Here is a 17,668-nt window from a genome sequence, read left to right as displayed (position 1 = left end):
GTCGACTGGAGCTGGGGCCGGTGGCACGGGCGGCGCCGGCGCCGCGGGCACCGGTGCGGCGGGCGCCCCCAACGCCCCGGCGGCCGACGCTGCCGACCCGAACGCGCCGGCCGGCGACGGCGGGGACCAGGCGGTCGAGCAGGTCGTCGACCCGCAGACCGGCCAGGTGGTCGCCCGCGGCCGCAGCGGCGCCGGCACCGAGGTCGCGGCGGACGTCGTCGAGGTCGCCGGCCGTCCGGAGGACTGGACCCTGAGCACCCTCACCGCGCTCGAACTGCTCGCCGTCGTCATCGTCCCGCCGCTGCTCGGCCGCCGCCTGCTGCGCCGCCGTTCGCAGACGGGCGGCCGGTCATGACGGCCCCCGCCCTGGAGAAGCCCGTCGGGCCGGCGCAGTCCGCGCCGGCCCCGGCGGCCGACCCCGCGCCCGCCGCCGAGGGCGCCGGGTCCGGCTCCGCCTCCGGCGGCCCCGGCCGGACGGCCAAGCGGGTCCGGTTCCTGCAAGGGGCCTGGGCGGTGAGCCTGCTGGCGGCGATCACCATGGGCTTCGTCGGCTACCTGTTCACGCTCTCGCACGTGCAGCAGAAGCACTTCCAGTCCACCGCCTACAAGTCCTTCCGCGACCAGCTCGGCAAGGCGACCGCGCCGACCGGCAAGGCGCCGGACGGCTCCCCCGTCGCCCTGCTGGACATCCCCGCGATCGGCCTGCACCAGGTGGTCGTGGTGGAGGGCACCACCGGCCGGGACCTCATGCGCGGTCCCGGCCACCGCCGGGACACCGCGCTGCCCGGACAGACCGGCGTCGCGGTGCTGTTCGGCCGCGGGGCGACCTTCGGGGCGCCGTTCGCCGAACTGACCAAGCTGCGGGTGGGCGACAAGATCGAGGCCACCACCGGGCAGGGCAAGTTCACCTACACCGTCAACGTGTACGGCGACGGGGACCACCCGATCGCGGACCCGGTGCGCAACCGGTTGGTGCTGGTCACCAGCGACTCCGACTGGATCCCGCGCTCCACGGTGATGATCGGCGCCCGGCTGGACAACGACCCGGTGGCCAACCCGGGCGGCCGTCCCGCCACCGTGCCGTACGACAAGGCGCTGGCCGCCGACAAGGGCGTGCTGGCCACGCTGCAGCTGTGGACGCTGGGCCTGCTCGGCGCGGTGACCGCGGTCGTCGTCCTGGCCCGGTACTGGCACCGCTCGGCCGCCTACCTCAGCCTCGCGCCGGTGATCGGCGCGCTGCTCTGGGCGGTCTACGAGAACGCCGCCGCCCTGCTGCCCAACCTCTACTGAAGCGCGCCCGGAGGACCGTACCGATGACGGATGCACCGATGACCGACCTGCCGCACGACCAGGCCCCGGGGGCCGACGAGACCACGATGACGCTGCCGGCCGCCGACTACGCCGGCCAGGACGGGAAGCTGCTCTACCCGCAGGACGCGCACTACGACGGCTACGAGCAGGAGCCCGTGCTGGCCGGGCTGGAGACCCGCGACGTCTCCGCCTGGTTCGGCTCCCGCAAGGTGCTGGAGCGGGTCTCGCTCGCCATGCCCGCCGGGGAGGTGACCGCCCTGATCGGCCCGTCCGGCTGCGGCAAGTCCACCTACCTGCGGATCCTCAACCGGATGCACGAGATGGTCCGCGGCGCCGCGCTCTCCGGCCAGGTGCTGCTGGAGGGCGACGACGTCTACCGCCCCGGCCGTCGCCCCGCCGAGGTGCGCCGCCGGATCGGCATGGTGTTCCAGCGGCCCAACCCGTTCCCGGCGATGTCCATCAAGGACAACGTCTCCAGCGGGCTCAAGCTCGCCGGGATCAAGGTGTCCAAGGACGAGCGCGAGTACCTGGTGGAGACCAGCCTGCGCCAGGCCGGCCTCTGGGACGAGGTGGCCAGCCGCCTCGACGCCCCCGGCGGCTCGCTCTCCGGCGGCCAGCAGCAGCGCCTGTGCATCGCGCGGTCGCTGGCGGTCTCGCCGGACATCCTGCTGATGGACGAGCCCTGCTCGGCGCTCGACCCGACCTCGACCCGCCGGGTCGAGGAGACCATCGAGGAGCTGCGCGGCCGGCTCACCATCGTGATCGTGACCCACAACATGCAGCAGGCCCAGCGCGTGTCGCAGAGCTGCGCGTTCTTCCTGGCCACCCACGACACCCCCGGCCGGATCGTCGAGGCAGGGCCGACCGAGCAGGTCTTCCACCACCCGCGCGACCAGCGGACCGCCGACTACGTCAACGGCCGCTTCGGATAACGGCGGCCGCCGCCGCCCTCACTCGCCGCGGTGCCGGAGGATCTCCTCCAGCACCGCGGCGACGCCGTCCTGCTCATTGCTCACGGTGTGCAGCGGCACCGCCGCCAGCACCTGCGGATGGGCGTTGGCCACGGCGTACGCGGTGCCGGCCCAGGCCAGCATCTCCAGGTCGTTCGGCATGTCGCCGAAGGCCACCACCTCGCTCCGGTCGATCCCCCGCCCGGCGCACCAGCGGGCCAGCGTGCTCGCCTTGGTGACGCCGGGCGCACTGATCTCCAGCAGCGGTATCGGCGCCGAGCGGGTGATCTCGGCGAGCTCCCCGGCGGCGTCCCTGGCCTCGGCGAGCAGCTTGTCCGGGTCCAGGTCCGGGTGCTTGGCGAGCAGCTTGAACAGCCCGCGCACCGCGCCGCCCGGGCCGAGCAGCTCCTCGGCCGGGCCGACCGGGTGGTTCTCGTCCTGCCCCCACATCCGCACCTCGTAACCGGGCTCCCGGGCGAAGCCCTCCGGGTACTCGAAGGCGAACGCGGTGCCCGGCAGCTTGGCGCGCAGCCGGCGCACCACCGCCAGCGCGTCCTCGGCCGCCAGCGGGAACGACTCCAGCAGCGCCCCGCGCCGCACGTCCACCACGGCGCCGCCGTTCGAGCAGATCGCCACCCCGTGGCCGCCGATGTGCGCGCTCACCTGCTGCATCCAGCGCGGCGGGCGGCCGGTCACGAACACCACCTGGATCCCGGCCGCCTCGGCGGCGGCCAGCGCGGCGGCGGTGCGCTCGGTGACGGTGCCGCCGGAGCAGAGCAGCGTGCCGTCCAGGTCGGTGGCGATCAGCCGGGTCGGGGGAGCGGTGTGCGGTGTGGTCACCGCTCCATCTTCGCCCACCGCCGACGCGGCCCCCCACTCCCCGTCCCCGTCCGGTCCCCGGCCCGTCCCCGTTCCGTCCCCGTCGTGATCACCGCGGCACGTTTCGGCCCCCGCTGCGCCAGTTCCGGCCGATCCGCCCGCTTCCGGGGTGTCCCACCGCCCCCGACCGGGCAGGACCCACTCGGCCACCCCGTCGGCAGGAAGAGCCATGCGAACTCGCCAGGTCCGAGACGAGATCGAGATCGAGCCCGCGCCCCTCCCCGAGGAGCAGGCCCCACCGCCCTCCCGCGAACCCGTGCTGATCGGCGACATCCTCTTCGAGACCCTCGCCGACCTCGCCCGCCGCACCACCCCCGCCCACTCCCTGCGCCTGCCCGCCCAGCGCCCCCACCCCTGACCCCCTCCCGCGGGCCGGGCGACCCCCCCGCCTTCGGGGTTCCGGCCCGCTCCGCCCGGCCGTGCGGGCGGAGCGGGCCGTCCCTCAGGAGGAGAGGCGCTTCAGCGCCGCGCCGACGAGGTCCTCGACGCGGCCCGGGGTACCGGTGGACCGGTCGACGAGCTCGACGACGCCGACCCGGGTGCCGCTGCGCAGGACCGCGGCCCCGCCGCTGACGACGCCGTCGCCGTTGTAGGACAGGTACCAGCGGGCGGTGCCGCCGGGGGCGGTCAGGGTGTGGGCCGCGCCGTAGTACCAGTGGCCGGCGGGCTCGTCCTGGCAGGCCTGGACGAGCGCGACGAGCTGCTTCTCCCAGGTGTCGGCCGCCGCCCGGGTGGGGGCGTTCGCGGCCGTCTCGTTCAGCGCGCCCTCGGTGTCGAAGGTCCAGGTCACGGACGCGTACGCGGTGGCCCGGTCCTTGGTCAGGCCGCGCATCGTCTCCTCGCCGGAGCACGCGGACAGCCCCTGGCGGCCGTCCAGCGCGACGGTCGCGCCGACCGGGTTCGGGCCCCGCCGGAAGTCCTCGCTCTGGACGAGGCCGGTGGAGCCGAGTCCGGGCGCGGCGGCCGCGGTGCCGGGCGCGGCGGTGCGCGCGGCCCCGTCGGCGGTGGCCGACTGGGTGCCGACGACGCCGGCCGTGATCACGGCGGCGGCGAAGCAGGCCACGGCGGCGAGCCGGTTGCGGCGGCGAACGGACGTCTGCTGGACGGAACGGTTCTCGGTCATCTGGTCCCCCTGCTGGTCGGGACGCCCGCTGCGTCCTCGTACAACCGGGGTGATGACGCCGGAGGAGGGAAAGTTGGCCCCCCGACCGGCTGTTTCACAGCTGTGACAGAGCGGCCCTGACGACGCGGTCCATCGCGGCCGTGCCCAGGCAGGCGGAGACCTCCAGGATCCCGTAGTGGCGGCCGCTGCGGAGCACGGCGACGCCGCCGCAGGGCTCCTCGCCCTCGGGCGCTCGGCCGGTGGTGTTGAGCGTTCCCTGGTAGACGCCCATCCAGCTCGCGGTGACGTCCGGGGCGAGCTGCAGCGTCGTGGTCCTTCCGTAGACCCAGTGCCCCGGCGGTTCCTGCTGGCAGGGCACCTCCTCCAGCAGCAGGCGATCGGCGAAGTTCTGCGCCAGGGCGGGGCTCGGGGCCTCGGCGGCGACCTCCAGGGCGACCTGGTCGGCGCGGTCGATGGCCCGCGTGGGGTCGTCCGGCGCGGTCCGGGTGCCGGTCAGCAGTCCGCGGAAGTGGGCACCGGGCCCGCCGAGGGTCTGCGTGAAGGTCTTCTCGCCGGTGCAGGCCGCGTTGGCGTAGTTGCCGTCGCCGTACCGGTCGGTGACGTGGATCCGGCCGGTGTCGACGTCCGGGCGGAACGCCGCGGGTCCCAGGAGGTTCGCGGTCGTCATCGGCCCGGTCGCGCCGGTCGCGGCGGTCGTGCCGGTCGTGCCGGTCGCGCCGGTCGCGCCGGTCGTGCCGGTCGGCGAGGCGGAGCCGGAGGCCGGGGAGGCGGGCGTCGGGACGGACCCGGCGGACACCGCGGCGGTCGGCCGCGCCGCCGGGTGCGCGGTGGCGCCGGGGGCGGTGGCAGGACGAAGCGGCCGGTCGCCAGCCCGAGCGCGGCGGCCGCCAGCAGGGCGGCGACGGCGGACCGGGGCCGGACGACGGCGCGGCCGCCCGCCGGGGGACGGCCGTTCACGGTCCGGTGACCAGGCGCTCGCGCATGAAGCGGCGGGCCTGGTGGATGCGGTCCTTGACCGTGCCCAACGGGACGTCCAGCTCCTCGGCCACCTGGACGTAGGTCAGGTCGCCGAGGTCGCGCAGCACGAAGGCCTCCACCAGGGCGGGGTGCTGCTGCTCCATCGCGGCCAGCGCCTCCATCAGGTCGAGCCGGGTCCCGGCGATGACGCTGGTGGTGCGCGGGTCGGCGGACTCGGGGAGGTCGGCGTGGCTGTCCTCGGCGCGCCGGCGCATCGAGCGGTAGGTGGACCGGGCGGCGTTCGAGGCGATCACCGTCACCCAGCCCAGGAAGGAGCCGCGGCCGCCGTACCCGCCCAGGTGCGTGCTGATGGACAGCAGCGCGTCCTGCGCGGCCTCCTCCGCGTCGGCGTGGTGGGGCAGGAAACGCGAGCAGCGGCGCAGCACCACCGGCCGCAGCCTGGCCAGCAGGTGCTCCATCGATCCCGGGTCCCCCGCCCGAGCGGCCTCCACGAGCCGTTCCAGCTCGCCCTCCTCGAACACCCGGATCCCCCCGTTCGTCCCGCCCGGCACCCCGCCCGTCGAACGGGAGTTCCACGCTCCCCCCGACTCCGGCAGAATGCTGCCACATGCGCAAGCTCGGTCGTTACCTCCTCCTGGAGCGGCTCGGAGCCGGCTCCTTCGCCACGGTCTGGAAGGCCTACGATCCGGAGCTCGACACCGAGGTCGCGGTGAAGGTGCTGGCCGAGAACTGGGCCGCCAACGCCGACGTGCGCGAGCGGTTCCTGGCGGAGGCGAGGCTGCTGCGCCGGATCGCCAGTCCGCGGGTGGTCCGGGTGCACGACGTCGGGGTGCAGGAGGACCGGCCCTTCTTCGTCATGGACCTCGTGCGCGGCGGCACCCTGGCGGACCTGGTCGGGCGGTGCGACCCGCAGGAGGCGCTGCGACTGGCCGCGGAGGCGGGCTACGCCGTCCAGGTCCTGCACGAGGCGGGCGTGGTGCACCGCGACGTCAAGCCGTCCAACCTGCTGCTCGCCACCGGCCCCGCGCCCGCCGCGGTGCTGGTGGCGGACCTGGGCAGCGCCAAGCGGCTGGCCGACGCGTCCGGGCTGACGGTGACCACGGGCACGCCCGCCTACATGGCGCCGGAACAGGCCTTCCAGACCGGCGGGTTCGACGGCAGGGCCGACGTGTACGCGCTGGCCGTCGTGGCCTACGAGCTGCTGACCGGGCAGAAGCCGTTCGGCCCGGGCGGACGCGCCACCGCCATGATGACCGACGGGCCGGCCGCCTCGACGCTGCCGCCGCTCCCGGCCGCAGCGGAGCTCCCGCCGGACGTCGCCCTGCTGCTGCGGGCCGCGATGTCCGTCGAGCCGGCGGACCGCCCGCCGACCGCCCGGGCCTTCGCGGACGCGCTGCTGGCCCCGGTCCCGCAGCCCCGGCCCCCGGCGGGCTCCGGGCGGCTGACCCGGCGCGCGGTCTGCCTGGCGGCGGGCGCGGTGTTCACGGCGGCGGCCCTGCTGAGCTGGCTGCCGCGCTGAACCCGACACGGAGCCCGCGCGCACCGGCGGTCGCGCACCGCAGACCATAGGGTCGGGAGCATGCGACTGAGCACGGTGATCCTCCCCATCCACCGGTGGGGCGAGGGACAGAAGATCTGGCGGCAGGCCGAGGACCTCGGCTTCCACGCCGCGTACACCTACGACCACCTCTCGTGGCGGAGCTTCCGCGACGAGCCGTGGTTCGGCGCCGTCCCGACCCTGACGGCCGCCGCCACCGCCACCGAGCGCCTCCGCCTGGGCACCCTGGTGACCTCGCCGAACTTCCGGCACCCGGTGACCCTGGCGAAGGACCTGATCACCCTCGACGACGTCTCGGGCGGGCGGCTGACGGTCGGCATCGGGGCCGGCGGGACCGGCTACGACGCGACGGCGATGGGCCAGCGGGCGTGGACGCCGAAGGAGCGGGCGGACCGCTTCGGGGAGTTCCTGCCGCTGCTCGACGAGCTGCTGCGCAACGACGCGACGACCCGCGAGGGCAGCTTCTACTCGGCGGTCGAGGCCCGGAACATCCCCGGCTGCGTGCAGCGGCCCCGGGTGCCGTTCTACGTCGCCGCGGCCGGACCGCGCGGCCTGCGGCTGGCCGCCGAGTACGGCCAGGGCTGGGTGACCTACGGCGATCCGAAGGGACCGGCGGACGTGCCGGCCGAGCAGGCGCCCGCGGTCGTCGCGACGCAGATCGAGAAGCTGACGGCCGCCTGCGAGGAGAAGGGCCGGGACGTCGCGACGCTGGAGAAGATGCTGCTCCAGGGCTCGACGGCGGAGCGGCCGCTGGCCTCGCTGGACGCCTTCGTGGACTGGGCGGGCACCTACCGGGAGCTGGGCATCACCGAGCTGGTGGTGCACTGGCCGGTGCCGGACTCGATCTTCGCCAATGACTTCGCGGTCTTCGAGCGGATCGCCACCGAGGGCCTCGCGCAGCTGGGTTGACGACGGCTCGGGGGGCGGCGTGCGGTGGCCGCCGCCCCCCGGGGCGGGAGCGGTGATCCCCTAGGGGAAGCGGGCGGCGCCGTCATACCGGAGCAGCAGGCGGGGTCCTCATCGCAGCTCATGACCGGAGACGGGGGCGGGCACTACGGTGAGGGCCGTGTCCACTGTCATCAAGACGGACGGCCTCACCAAGAGGTTCCCCCGGGTGACCGCCCTCGATCAGCTGACCGTTGAGGTCGAGCCCGGGGTGGTCGGTCTGGTGGGGGCGAACGGGGCGGGCAAGTCCACACTCATCAAGATCCTGCTGGGGCTGGCCCCGGCGACCTCCGGAACCGGGCGGGTGCTCGGGCTGGACATCGCCACCCAGGGGTCGGAGATCCGCGAGCAGGTCGGCTACATGCCGGAGCACGACTGCCTGCCGCCGGACGTCTCGGCCACCGAATTCGTGGTGCACATGGCGCGGATGGCCGGGCTGCCGGCCGCCGCGGCGCGCGAGCGGACGGCGGACACGCTGCGGCACGTCGGGCTCTACGAGGAGCGCTACCGCCCGATGGGCGGCTACTCGACGGGCATGAAGCAGCGGGTGAAGCTGGCCCAGGCGCTGGTGCACGACCCGAAGCTGGTGCTGCTGGACGAGCCGACCAACGGGCTGGACCCGGTGGGCCGCGACGACATGCTGGCGCTGATCCGCCGGGTGTACACCGACTTCGGCATCTCGGTGCTGGTCACCACCCATCTGCTCGGCGAGCTGGAGCGCACCTGCGACCACCTGGTGGTCATCGACGGCGGCAAGCTGCTGCGCTCCTCGTCCACCGCGTCCTTCACCGGGACGACGGCCACCCTGGCGGTCGAGGTGACGGACCACCCGCAGGACCACGGCCTGGACGCGGGCGCCGCGGTGCGCGAGCGGCTGGCGGCGCGGGGCCTCTCGGTGGAGCCGGAGGGCACGCGGGTCCTGCTGGTGCGGCTGGCCGGTGACGACACCTACGACGCGATCCGGGACGCGGTCGCGGACCTCGGGCTCGGGCTGGTCCGGCTGGAGGAACGGCGGCACCGGGTCGCCGAACTCTTCACCCGGGACGCGGACACGACGGGCACGACGGACACGACGGACACGACGGGGACGACGGAGAACGAGGGGAGTACCGCAGATGTCGCTGCCTCCTGAGTTCCGGTCGGCCGACACCGGTGTCATCCACGACATCGGCTACCGCGGCTACACCGGGCCCCGGCTCGGCCGGGCGTACGCCGCGCGCTCGCTGTTCACCCAGAGCCTGCGCGCCGCCTACGGCCTCGGGCGGTCCGGCAAGTCCAAGGTGCTGCCGATGATCGTGCTGGGCGCGGCCACCGTGCCGGCCCTGATCATCGTGGCGGTCGCGCTGATGACCGCGTCCGACCGGCTCCCGGTGGACTACGCGCAGTACCTGAGCGCGATCGGGCTGGTGGTCTCGATCTTCCTCGCCTCGCAGGCGCCGGTGCTGTTCTCCCGGGACCTGCGCCACCACACCGTGCCGCTGTACTTCTCCCGCCCGATCACCCGCGCCGACTACGTGCGGGCCAAGTTCGGAGCGATGGCCTGCGCCCAGCTGCTGCTGATGCTCGCGCCGCTGGTGGTGCTGTACGCCGGTTCGCTGCTGATCAAGCTGGACTTCGGCGACCAGACCGAGCACTTCTTCTACGGCCTGGTGGCGGCGGTGCTCTACGCGCTGGTGCCGACCTCGGTCGCGGTGGTGATCGCCGCCGCCACGCCCCGCCGCGGCTTCGGGGTGGCCGCGATCATGGGCTACCTCGCGATCAGCACCACGGTGGTCGCGGTCGTGGTCGGGATGAGCATGACGACCGTCGGCTTCGACGAGAACCTCCCGGACTCCGCGCAGTGGGCGGTGCTGCTGTCGCCCGGCGGGCTGGTGGAGAGCCTGACCAACGAGCTGTTCGACCTCGGCACCGGCGCCGAGCGGCTGCACGCGCCGGGCGGGCTCGGCCTGCTGGTGTTCACCGCCGTCGCCGCCGCGATGGTGGCCGGCTCGTACCGGCTGCTGCTGCGCCGCTACCGCAACGTTTGAGAGGGCGTCATGGCCACCATCACCATCGACAAGGTCTCCCGCTGGTTCGGCAACGTGGTCGCCGTCAACGACGTCAGCATGGCGATCGGCCCCGGCATCACCGGCCTGCTGGGGCCGAACGGGGCCGGGAAGTCGACCCTCATCCACATGATGAGCGGCTTCCTGGCGCCGTCCACCGGGGCGGTGACCCTGGACGGCGCGCCGATCTGGCGCAACCAGCAGGTGTACCGGCAGATCGGTCTGGTCCCCGAGCGGGAGTCGATGTACGACTACCTGACCGGTTGGGAGTTCGTCCTCGCCAACGCCGAACTGCACGGGCTGGCGCACCCGGGCGCCGCGGCCCGCAGGGCGCTCGCCCTGGTCGAGATGGAGTACGCCCAGGAACGGCGGACCGGCACCTACTCCAAGGGCATGAAGCAGCGGGTCAAGATGGCCTCGGCGCTGGTCCACGACCCGGCCGTGCTGCTGCTGGACGAGCCGTTCAACGGCATGGACCCGCGCCAGCGGCTCCAGCTGATGGACCTGCTGCGGCGCTTCGGCTCGGACGGCCGGACGGTGCTGTTCTCCTCGCACATCCTGGAGGAGGTCGAGCAGCTGGCCCGGCACATCGAGGTCGTGGTGGCCGGACGGCACGCCGCCTCCGGCGACTTCCGGAAGATCCGCCGGCTGATGACCGACCGCCCGCACCGCTACCTGGTGCGCTCCAGCGACGACCGGCGGCTCGCGGCGGCGCTGATCGCCGACCCGTCGACCTCCGGCATCGAGCTGGACCGGCAGGACAACGCCCTGCGCATCCAGGCGGTGAACTTCCAGGGCTTCACCACGCTGCTGCCGAAGGTCGCCCAGCGGGCCGGGATCCGGCTGTACACCGTGGCACCGGCGGACGAGTCGCTGGAGAGCGTGTTCTCCTACCTCGTCTCCGCCTAGCGGCGCGCAGCGGGGGCACCGCCCCGCCGACCGGCACCCACCACCAAGGACCTCAGGAAGGCCGACCCACCATGAACCCGACCGTCGCCAGGCTGACGCTGCGCGGCCTGCTCGGCCGCCGCCGCGGCCTGCTGCTGCTGGTGGTCCCCGCCCTGCTGCTGGTCGTCTCGGCGATCGCCGCCGGGTCCAGCGGCGACAAGCACGACCTCGTCGTGAACGTCCTCGGCAAGCTCGGCCTCGGCACCCTGCTGCCGATCCTCGGCCTGGTCGTCGGCACCGGCGCCATCGCCACCGAGATCGACGACGGCTCGATCGTCTACCTGCTGGCCAAGCCGCTGCCGCGGTGGAAGATCATCACCACCAAGCTGGTGGTCGCGATCGGCACCACCTGGGCGTTCGCGGCGGTGCCGGTCCTGCTCGCCGGGCTGCTGATGTACGGGACGAAGGAGGGGCTGGCGCTCGGCTACACGGCCGCCGCGCTGGTCGCCGGGGCCGCGTACAGCGCGCTGTTCCTGCTGCTCGGGGTGGTGACCCGGCACGCGGTGGTGGCCGGGCTGGCGTACGCGCTGGTGTGGGAGTCGCTGGTCGGCAACTTCGTCGAGGGCGCCCGCACGCTCAGCGTCCAGCAGTGGGGGCTGGCGGTGGCCGAGTCGGTGGCCGCCGAGGGCTCGCTCACCTCGGCGGTCTCGCTCGGCCTGGCCGTGCCGCTGCTGCTGGTGGTCGTCGTGGGGGCGACCGCGGCGGCCTCGGTGCGGCTGGCCGGGCTCACCCTGGCGTCGGACGAGTAGGACACCGACGCGCGCGCGGGGGCGGCTGCGCGGGGGCTCAGAGCGTCCGGTTGCGGCCGGCGCCCCAGCCCGCGGCGGCGACCACGGCGGCCAGCACCAGCATCAGCGCCAGCGGCGTGGTCCACCCGCCGGTCAGCTGGTGCAGGGCGCCGGCGCCGACCGGGCCGGCCGCCGCGACCAGATAGCCGACCGCCTGCGACATACCGCCCAGCTGGGCGGCGCCGGCGACGCTGTCGGTGCGCAGCACGATGAAGGCGAGGCCGAGGCCGAGCGAGCCGCCCTGGGCGACCCCGAGGATGGTGGCCGACACCCAGGCACCGGGCACCGGGGCGATCAGCAGGACGGCGATGCCGAGGCCGTTGAGCGCGGCCATCGAGACGGCGAGCGCCCGCTGGCTGGTCATCCGGCCGGCGAACAGCGGCACCAGGAACGCGCCGGCCACCTGCACCAGGTTGGAGAAGGCGAAGACCAGGCCGGCCTCGCCGCGGTCCATGCCGTGGTCGGCCAGGATGGTCGGCATCCAGGCGACCAGGGTGTAGACCAGCAGCGACGAGATGCCCATGAACAGGCTGATCTGCCAGGCCAGCGGCGAGCGCCAGATGCCCTCGATCGGGCGCGCGGAGGCGGCCGGGGCGGCGGTCGGGGAGGCACCCGGCGCGCCCGGGGCGGCGGCGGTGCGGGCGGCCCGCGCCCGCAGCACCTGCGGCAGCCAGGCCACCGCCGCGACCAGCGCCAGCACCGACCAGGAGCCCAGCGAGGCCTGCCAGCCGCCGCCGAGCGCGTGCTCCAGCGGCACCGAGAGGCCGGCCGCCATGGTCGCGCCGACCAGCATGGTGGTCGAGTAGACGCCGGTCATCGCCGCGGCCCGGCCCGGGAACTCCCGCTTGACCAGACCCGGCATCGACACGTTCAGTACGGCGATCGCGACACCGATCACCACGCACCCGGCGTACAGCGCCGCCACCGAGGGCAGCACCCGCAGCAGCACGCCCGCGCCGAGCACCAGCACCGCGCCCAGCACCACCCGCTCGGTGCCGAAGCGCCGGGTCAGCCGGGGGGTGAGCGGGGCGCCGACGCCCTGGAAGAGCACCGGCACGGTGGTGATCAGCCCGCTCGCGGTGGCGGAGAGCCCGAAGGTGTGCTGGATCTCGGCCACCATCGGCGACACCGCCGCCAGGCAGGCGCGCATGTTCAGGGCGACCAGCACGATGCCGGTCAGCAGCAGTGCGGGGTGCGCCAGCCGGCTGCGGACGGGGAGCGGCGCGGAGCCGGCGGTGGTGGTGACAACCGGCTGCTGGGCACGGGTGACGGCCATGGGTGGTGCTGCTTTCGTGGAGTTCGAGGCGTGCGGGGGCACACCCGGGGAGCGGGGAACGGGGGCCTCGGCCCGTTCACTTCCGGGCGGCGATGGCGGCGAGGAGCTGCTCGACGGCGGCGGTCGGCTCGGCGAGCAGCTCGCGACACGCCCGCTCGGCCCGGTCCGGGTCGCCGCTCTCGATCGCGTCGACGAGGGCCTGGTGGGTCGCCACGACCACCTCGGGCATGTCGTGGTCGCCGAACGCCGTGCGCATCGACTCGCGCACCGAGGCGCCGAAGTAGCGGTACACCTCGGTCAGCGCCGGGTTGTGCGCGGCCTCGACGACGGCGGTGTGGAACTCCAGGTCGTGCTCGACGGTCGCCTCGCGGCCGGCCCGCTCGGGGTGCGCCGCGATCACCTCGGCCTCGCGGGCCAGCGCGGCCCGCATCCGCCGGATGTCCTCGGGGGTGTGCCGCAGCGCGGCCAGCCGGGCGGCCTCGGCCTCCAGGGCGGCGCGGACCTCCAGGACGTCCCGCACGCCGGAGCGCTGGACACCGCGCAGCACGGCGGCCGGATCGCTGGTGGAGCGCACGAAGGTGCCCTCGCCCTGCCGGGAGACCAGCATGCCCGCGTGCACCAGCACCCGGATCGCCTCGCGCACGGTGTTGCGCCCGATGCCGAGCCGCTCGGCGAGCTCGTGCTCGGTCGGGATCCGCGAGCCGACCGGCCAGACGCCGGCGCTCAGCTGCTCCCGCAGCTGCTCGATCGCGGTGTCGACGAGGGAGCGGCGGCCGGCGGTCTGCAGCGTGTCGTGGGCGCTGTGGGCGCTGTGCGCGCTGCTCATGGCGGGCTCCTCCCCGGGTGCGGGGCCGTGCGAGGCCTCGGTCGTCGGTCATCCTACAACTGCTTGCCCGGTCATCCTACAACTGCGGTCGAACGGCGCGGGAACCGTCCGTGTCACCCTGGCGTTCCTCCGGACGACCGGCGATCCGGTGACGACGGGGACCGGTCCACACCCCCTTGATGCGAGGAGAGCGTCCGCATGGTCTTCAAGAAGCTGCTCGGTGCCCTGGGCGTCGGCGGTCCCGGCGTCGACACCGTTCTGAGCACGCCGGTCGTGCAGCCCGGCGGGACGATGGCCGGCACGGTCGAGCTGACCGGGGGGACGGTGGAGGCGGACATCCGGGGGATCACGCTGACCCTGGTCGCCCGGGTGGAGATCGAGCACGAGGACGGCGAGAGCACCGGCGTGTACCCGTTCGCGCGCTTCTCGGTGACCGCGCCGCTGAAGCTGGCGCCGGGCGAGAACCGCTCGATCCCGTTCGCCGTCCAGGTGCCGTGGGAGACCCCGGTCACCACCATCGCCGGACAGCACCTGCACGGCATGCAGCTCGGGGTGCGCACCGAGGTCGACATCGCGGGCGCGCTGGACAAGGGCGACTCCGACCCGCTGGAGGTCGAGCCGCTGCCGGTGCAGCGCCGGATCCTGGAGACCCTGCTCCAGCTGGGCTTCCGGTTCCGCTCGGCGGACCTGGAGGCCGGGCACATCCGCGGCACCGGGCAGACGCTGCCGTTCTACCAGGAGATCGAGTACTCCTCGGCGCCGCAGTACGCGCACGCCTGCAACTCGCTGGAGGTCAGCTTCGTGACCACCGAGGGCAAGGTCGAGGTGGTGCTGGAGGCGGACCGGCGCGGCGGCCTGTTCGGCGGCGGCGGGGACGTGATCCGCACCCATGTGGTCGGCCACGGCCAGGCCGACGAGGACCTCACCGGGCTGGTCGACGGCTGGATCCGCTCCGCGCTCTGAGTCCCGCGCCCCGGCCGGCCCGCTCTGGCCGCGGCCCGGCCCGCTCCGGTCGCGCTCCGGCCGGGGCGTCAGCCGTAGGAGACGTTGCTGCAGATGTCGTCGTCGGCGGACCGTGCCTCGCCGACCACGGCGGCGGGCAGCCGTGCCGGGGCGCCGGGCGGCACCGCGGCGGCCGGGGCGGTGGCCGGTGCCGGCGCGCCGCCCGCGGCCCCGGCGGCGTAGTCCAGACCGAGCCGCACGCTGATCCCGGCTCCCCGCCCGGGCGCCAGCGCGGCGCCCGGGAACAGCGCGGCGACCTTCTGCGCGTCGGCCCGCTGACCGGCCCCGTACTCGACGGTGGTGGTGGCCGGCCGGGCGGGGCCGCGCGCGGTGGCCGCCTTGGCGACGGTGACCCGGGCCGCCCGGAGCATCTCGGCGGCCCGGGCGGCCAGGCCGGGGGTGCCGGTGCCGTTGTGGACGGTGACCCGGATCGGCGCGCCGTCGGCCCCGAGCGTCGGGGGCGGGGGCGGGGGCGGCGGTGACGGCGGAGGCGCGGCGGGCGCCGGGGGCGGGGACGGTTCGGCGGGCGCGTCCTGCCGGTGGCCGGTGGCGTCCTGGCCGTCGATGGTCCGGTCGGCCTGCAGGGTCCGCCACAGGGTGTCGACCGCCGGGTGCACCAGGTCGATCCGGGGGCCGTTGTAACGCCAGGGCGTGGTCAGGAACTTGACCTCGTGCAGGTCGATGTCCTTGAGCGTCAGGGCGAAGTCCACCAGCTTGGCCGCCGAGTCGAGGCCGGGGTCGACCGTCATCGACCGGGTGGCGGCGTCGGCCAGCGGCAGCAGGGTGCCCGGGTTCAGCCCCTTGCTCTTGATCCTGGCCAGCAGCGAGGCGAGGAAGGCCTGCTGACGCTTCATCCGCCCGACGTCCGAGTCGTCGCCGATGCCGTGCCGCAGCCGCACGTAGTCCAGCGCCTGCTGCCCGGAGACCCGCTGGCGGCCCTTGGCGAGCACCACCTTGCCCTTGCGGCCCAGGTTGGGGTTGATGTTCCCCTCGTGGACGGCGTTCGGCAGGCAGACGTCGACGCCGCCGACGGCGCCGGTCATCGCGGCGAACCCGGCGAAGTTGACCTCGATGGTGTGGTCGATCCGGATGCCGGTGAGCTTCTCCACCGTGTTCTGGGTGCAGGCGGGGTTGCCGGCCTCGGAATTGCCCACCGAGAAAGCGGAGTTGAACATCTGTCCGGGCTGCTCCCGGGTCCAGGTGCCGTTCGGGAGCTTGCAACGGGGGATCGTCACCAGGGCGTCGCGGGGGATCGAGACGCCGACCGCGTGCCGGTGGTCGGCGTGGACGTGCAGCAGGATCGTGGTGTCGGAGCGGGCGCCGCCCTCGTCGCCGCCGCCGAGGTCGGCGTTCCCCCCGGCCCGCGAGTCGGAGCCGATCAGCAGCAGGTTGACCGGCCGGTGGCCGTGGGCGTCGGCGCTCGGTTCGGGCGGGCGGTCGCGGGCGATGGCGTCGGGGTCGAAGGACCGGAGGTTGCCGTTCAGCCGGTAGTACACCGCGCCGCCGGCGCCGGCCAGGGCCACCAGCACTCCGGCCACCGACCAGGCGATCAGCCGCCGGGCGCCGCGCCGGGCGTCGCGCGACCGGCCCTGCGGGGCGGCCCGCCGCCGGGACCGGTCGCCGCGGTCGCCGCGGTCGCGCACCGTCCGGCCCTGGCCGGTGCGGGTCGGTGGTACGGCCCGGCCCTGGGCTGTGCGGTTCTGGGCGGTGCGGTTCTGGGCGGTGCGGCTCTGCGCCGCCCGGCGGGCCTCCGCCCGGCCGCCGGTGCGCGGCACCGGGATCCCCGGGGCGTCCTCGGGGGGTTCGGTCCGGAGTCCGCCGCCGTCGGCACGCCGCCGCCCCGCCGGATCCGGCGGGCTCTGGCCCCACTGGACTGACATGGCGCGCACCTCTCAGGGCGGAAGCGGGCAACCCTGGGAGCATACAAACTCCACCGGGGCCGCCCGGCCGCCGAACGCGGCCGCACCCCCGCCGACCCGCGGCTTCGCCGCGGCGGCTCACCGCAGGGTCACTCCAACGGCTGAACCGGCGGGGACGGGAAGGACGTTCACCCGGCGGAGACGGGCCCCAGGCCCTCTCTCTCGGATCACGTCGGACCGCCTGGCGTGATCCGAGAGAGAGGACCTAGACCAGCCCGGCCGGGTAGAGCCGCTCCAGCACGGCCGCGACGCCGTCCTCGTCATTGCTCAGGGTGACCTCGTCGGCCACCGCGAGCAGCTCCTGGTGCGCGTTGGCCATCGCGACGCCGTACCGCGCCCAGCCGAACATCGGCACGTCGTTGGGCATGTCGCCGAAGGCGATGGTGTCGGCGGCCTTCACGCCGAGCCGATGGGCGGCGACGGCCAGCCCGGTGGCCTTGGAGAGGCCGAGCGGCAGCAGCTCGACCACACCGGCGCCGGCCATCACCACGCCGACCAGGTCGCCGGCCAGCCGACGGGCGGCGTCGGCGAGGGCGTCGTCGGTCAGGCCGTGGTGCTGGATGTACAGCTTGCTGATCGGGGCGGTGAGCAGCTCGTCCTTCGCGGCCCGGACGACCGGCAGGTCGGAGCCGATCAGCAGCTCGTAGCCGGGGCCGGCCAGCACGTCGCCGTCCAGGCCGTCCTGGTTGGCGGCGATCGCCAGCGGGCCGGTCTCCTCCTCGATCCGCTCGATCGCGAGGGCGGCCACCCGGCGGTCCAGGGTGAGCGAGGTGAGCAGCTTGTGCGCGCCCGCGTCGTAGACCTGGGCGCCCTGGCCGCAGACGGCTATGCCCCGGTAGCCGATCTCGTCGAAGACCGGGCGGGCCCAGCCGGCCGAGCGGCCGGTGACGATGATGTGCAGCGCCCCGGCGGCGGTGGCGTCGGCCAGCGCCGCGCGATTGCGCGTCGAGACGCTCTCCACGCTGTTCAGCAGGGTGCCGTCGAGGTCGGTGGCGACCAGCTTGAAGGGCAGGCCGTTGCCGTTCGCGGGGGAGACGGGGCTGGGGTCGGTGGTGCTCATGGGCCGTGGTCTCCCGGGAGTTGCTTCGTTACTGCGTCCGCGTCGCCGCGGTGCCGGCCG

18 protein-coding genes and 1 pseudogene are annotated in these 17,668 nt (G+C 74.7%); 11 read left to right on the top strand and 8 right to left on the bottom strand.

Annotated features, from left to right (window positions below; all coding sequences use genetic code 11):
- The 3 genes and pseudogenes from ACFXAM_RS13360 to ACFXAM_RS13350 form a co-directional block, all read left to right on the top strand.
- Positions 1–355, top strand: a pseudogene (locus ACFXAM_RS13360) (phosphate ABC transporter substrate-binding protein); the annotation flags it as partial.
- Positions 352–1,290, top strand: a complete 939-nt coding sequence (locus tag ACFXAM_RS13355; protein WP_380290546.1) for a class E sortase — start codon at positions 352–354, stop codon at positions 1,288–1,290. The pseudogene ACFXAM_RS13360 and the gene ACFXAM_RS13355, both read left to right, overlap by 4 nt.
- Before the next feature lie 176 nt (positions 1,291–1,466).
- Positions 1,467–2,243, top strand: a complete 777-nt coding sequence (locus tag ACFXAM_RS13350) for a phosphate ABC transporter ATP-binding protein (RefSeq protein ID WP_380290552.1) — start codon at positions 1,467–1,469, stop codon at positions 2,241–2,243.
- An 18-nt stretch (positions 2,244–2,261) separates the two neighbouring features.
- On the opposite strand, the gene ACFXAM_RS13345 is transcribed toward ACFXAM_RS13350, so the two are convergent.
- Positions 2,262–3,101: an HAD-IIB family hydrolase gene (locus tag ACFXAM_RS13345; RefSeq protein ID WP_380290544.1), complete on the bottom strand. Its 840-nt coding sequence runs from the start codon at positions 3,099–3,101 to the stop codon at positions 2,262–2,264.
- Positions 3,102–3,309: 208 nt separating this feature from the next.
- Here ACFXAM_RS13345 and ACFXAM_RS13340 point away from each other — a divergent pair, with 208 nt between their 5' ends.
- Entirely contained in the window at positions 3,310–3,498 is a 189-nt protein-coding gene (locus ACFXAM_RS13340) for a hypothetical protein (protein ID WP_380290542.1), read from the top strand.
- Positions 3,499–3,582: 84 nt separating this feature from the next.
- On the opposite strand, the gene ACFXAM_RS13335 is transcribed toward ACFXAM_RS13340, so the two are convergent.
- The 3 genes from ACFXAM_RS13335 to ACFXAM_RS13325 all read right to left on the bottom strand — a co-directional run bounded on the left by ACFXAM_RS13335 (position 3,583) and on the right by ACFXAM_RS13325 (position 5,762).
- A complete protein-coding gene (locus tag ACFXAM_RS13335) occupies positions 3,583–4,263 on the bottom strand; it encodes a hypothetical protein (protein ID WP_380290540.1) in 681 nt (226 codons plus the stop codon).
- A 94-nt stretch (positions 4,264–4,357) separates the two neighbouring features.
- Complete coding sequence (locus ACFXAM_RS13330; RefSeq protein WP_380290538.1) at positions 4,358–5,059, bottom strand: hypothetical protein; 702 nt, start codon at positions 5,057–5,059, stop codon at positions 4,358–4,360.
- A 157-nt stretch (positions 5,060–5,216) separates the two neighbouring features.
- A complete protein-coding gene (locus ACFXAM_RS13325; RefSeq protein ID WP_380290536.1) occupies positions 5,217–5,762 on the bottom strand; it encodes an RNA polymerase sigma factor in 546 nt (181 codons plus the stop codon).
- A gap of 86 nt (positions 5,763–5,848) precedes the next feature.
- Here ACFXAM_RS13325 and ACFXAM_RS13320 point away from each other — a divergent pair, with 86 nt between their 5' ends.
- From ACFXAM_RS13320 to ACFXAM_RS13295, 6 genes are all read left to right on the top strand, one after another.
- Entirely contained in the window at positions 5,849–6,760 is a 912-nt protein-coding gene (locus ACFXAM_RS13320) for a serine/threonine-protein kinase (RefSeq protein ID WP_380290534.1), read from the top strand.
- Positions 6,761–6,820: 60 nt separating this feature from the next.
- Entirely contained in the window at positions 6,821–7,708 is an 888-nt protein-coding gene (locus ACFXAM_RS13315; RefSeq protein WP_380290532.1) for an LLM class flavin-dependent oxidoreductase, read from the top strand.
- Positions 7,709–7,865: 157 nt separating this feature from the next.
- Positions 7,866–8,876 (top strand): ABC transporter ATP-binding protein, encoded by a 1,011-nt coding sequence (locus ACFXAM_RS13310; RefSeq protein WP_380290530.1) that lies wholly within the window; start codon positions 7,866–7,868, stop codon positions 8,874–8,876.
- Positions 8,860–9,771 (top strand): ABC transporter permease, encoded by a 912-nt coding sequence (locus ACFXAM_RS13305; protein ID WP_380290528.1) that lies wholly within the window; start codon positions 8,860–8,862, stop codon positions 9,769–9,771. Before ACFXAM_RS13310 ends, ACFXAM_RS13305 begins: the two co-directional genes overlap by 17 nt.
- Before the next feature lie 9 nt (positions 9,772–9,780).
- Positions 9,781–10,698: an ABC transporter ATP-binding protein gene (locus tag ACFXAM_RS13300; protein ID WP_380290526.1), complete on the top strand. Its 918-nt coding sequence runs from the start codon at positions 9,781–9,783 to the stop codon at positions 10,696–10,698.
- A 71-nt stretch (positions 10,699–10,769) separates the two neighbouring features.
- On the top strand, positions 10,770–11,486 hold the full coding sequence (locus ACFXAM_RS13295; protein WP_380290524.1) for an ABC transporter permease: 717 nt from the start codon (positions 10,770–10,772) through the stop codon (positions 11,484–11,486).
- A 37-nt stretch (positions 11,487–11,523) separates the two neighbouring features.
- Here ACFXAM_RS13295 and ACFXAM_RS13290 read toward each other — a convergent pair whose 3' ends face one another.
- Together ACFXAM_RS13290 and ACFXAM_RS13285 are read right to left on the bottom strand one after the other, a co-directional pair.
- The gene (locus tag ACFXAM_RS13290; protein ID WP_380290522.1) at positions 11,524–12,801 is read right to left on the bottom strand and encodes a CynX/NimT family MFS transporter; all 1,278 of its coding nucleotides are present in this window, start codon (positions 12,799–12,801) and stop codon (positions 11,524–11,526) included.
- Positions 12,802–12,877: 76 nt separating this feature from the next.
- Positions 12,878–13,627, bottom strand: coding sequence for a FadR/GntR family transcriptional regulator (locus tag ACFXAM_RS13285; protein WP_380290520.1), 750 nt, complete (start codon positions 13,625–13,627; stop codon positions 12,878–12,880).
- Positions 13,628–13,825: 198 nt separating this feature from the next.
- On the opposite strand from ACFXAM_RS13285, the gene ACFXAM_RS13280 reads away from it, so the two are divergent.
- Entirely contained in the window at positions 13,826–14,590 is a 765-nt protein-coding gene (locus ACFXAM_RS13280; RefSeq protein WP_380290518.1) for a sporulation protein, read from the top strand.
- A gap of 68 nt (positions 14,591–14,658) precedes the next feature.
- On the opposite strand, the gene ACFXAM_RS13275 is transcribed toward ACFXAM_RS13280, so the two are convergent.
- A complete protein-coding gene (locus ACFXAM_RS13275; protein WP_380290516.1) occupies positions 14,659–16,509 on the bottom strand; it encodes an LCP family protein in 1,851 nt (616 codons plus the stop codon).
- A 244-nt stretch (positions 16,510–16,753) separates the two neighbouring features.
- Entirely contained in the window at positions 16,754–17,608 is an 855-nt protein-coding gene (locus ACFXAM_RS13270; protein WP_380290514.1) for an HAD family hydrolase, read from the bottom strand.
- Between the last annotated feature and the right edge of the window lie 60 nt (positions 17,609–17,668).

It is taken from the genome of Kitasatospora sp. NPDC059462, from assembly GCF_042749955.1.
Taxonomy (GTDB): Bacteria; Actinomycetota; Actinomycetes; order Streptomycetales; family Streptomycetaceae; genus Kitasatospora.
Note: the sequence above shows the minus strand (reverse complement) of the source record. Positions and strands in the feature narration are given on the sequence as shown.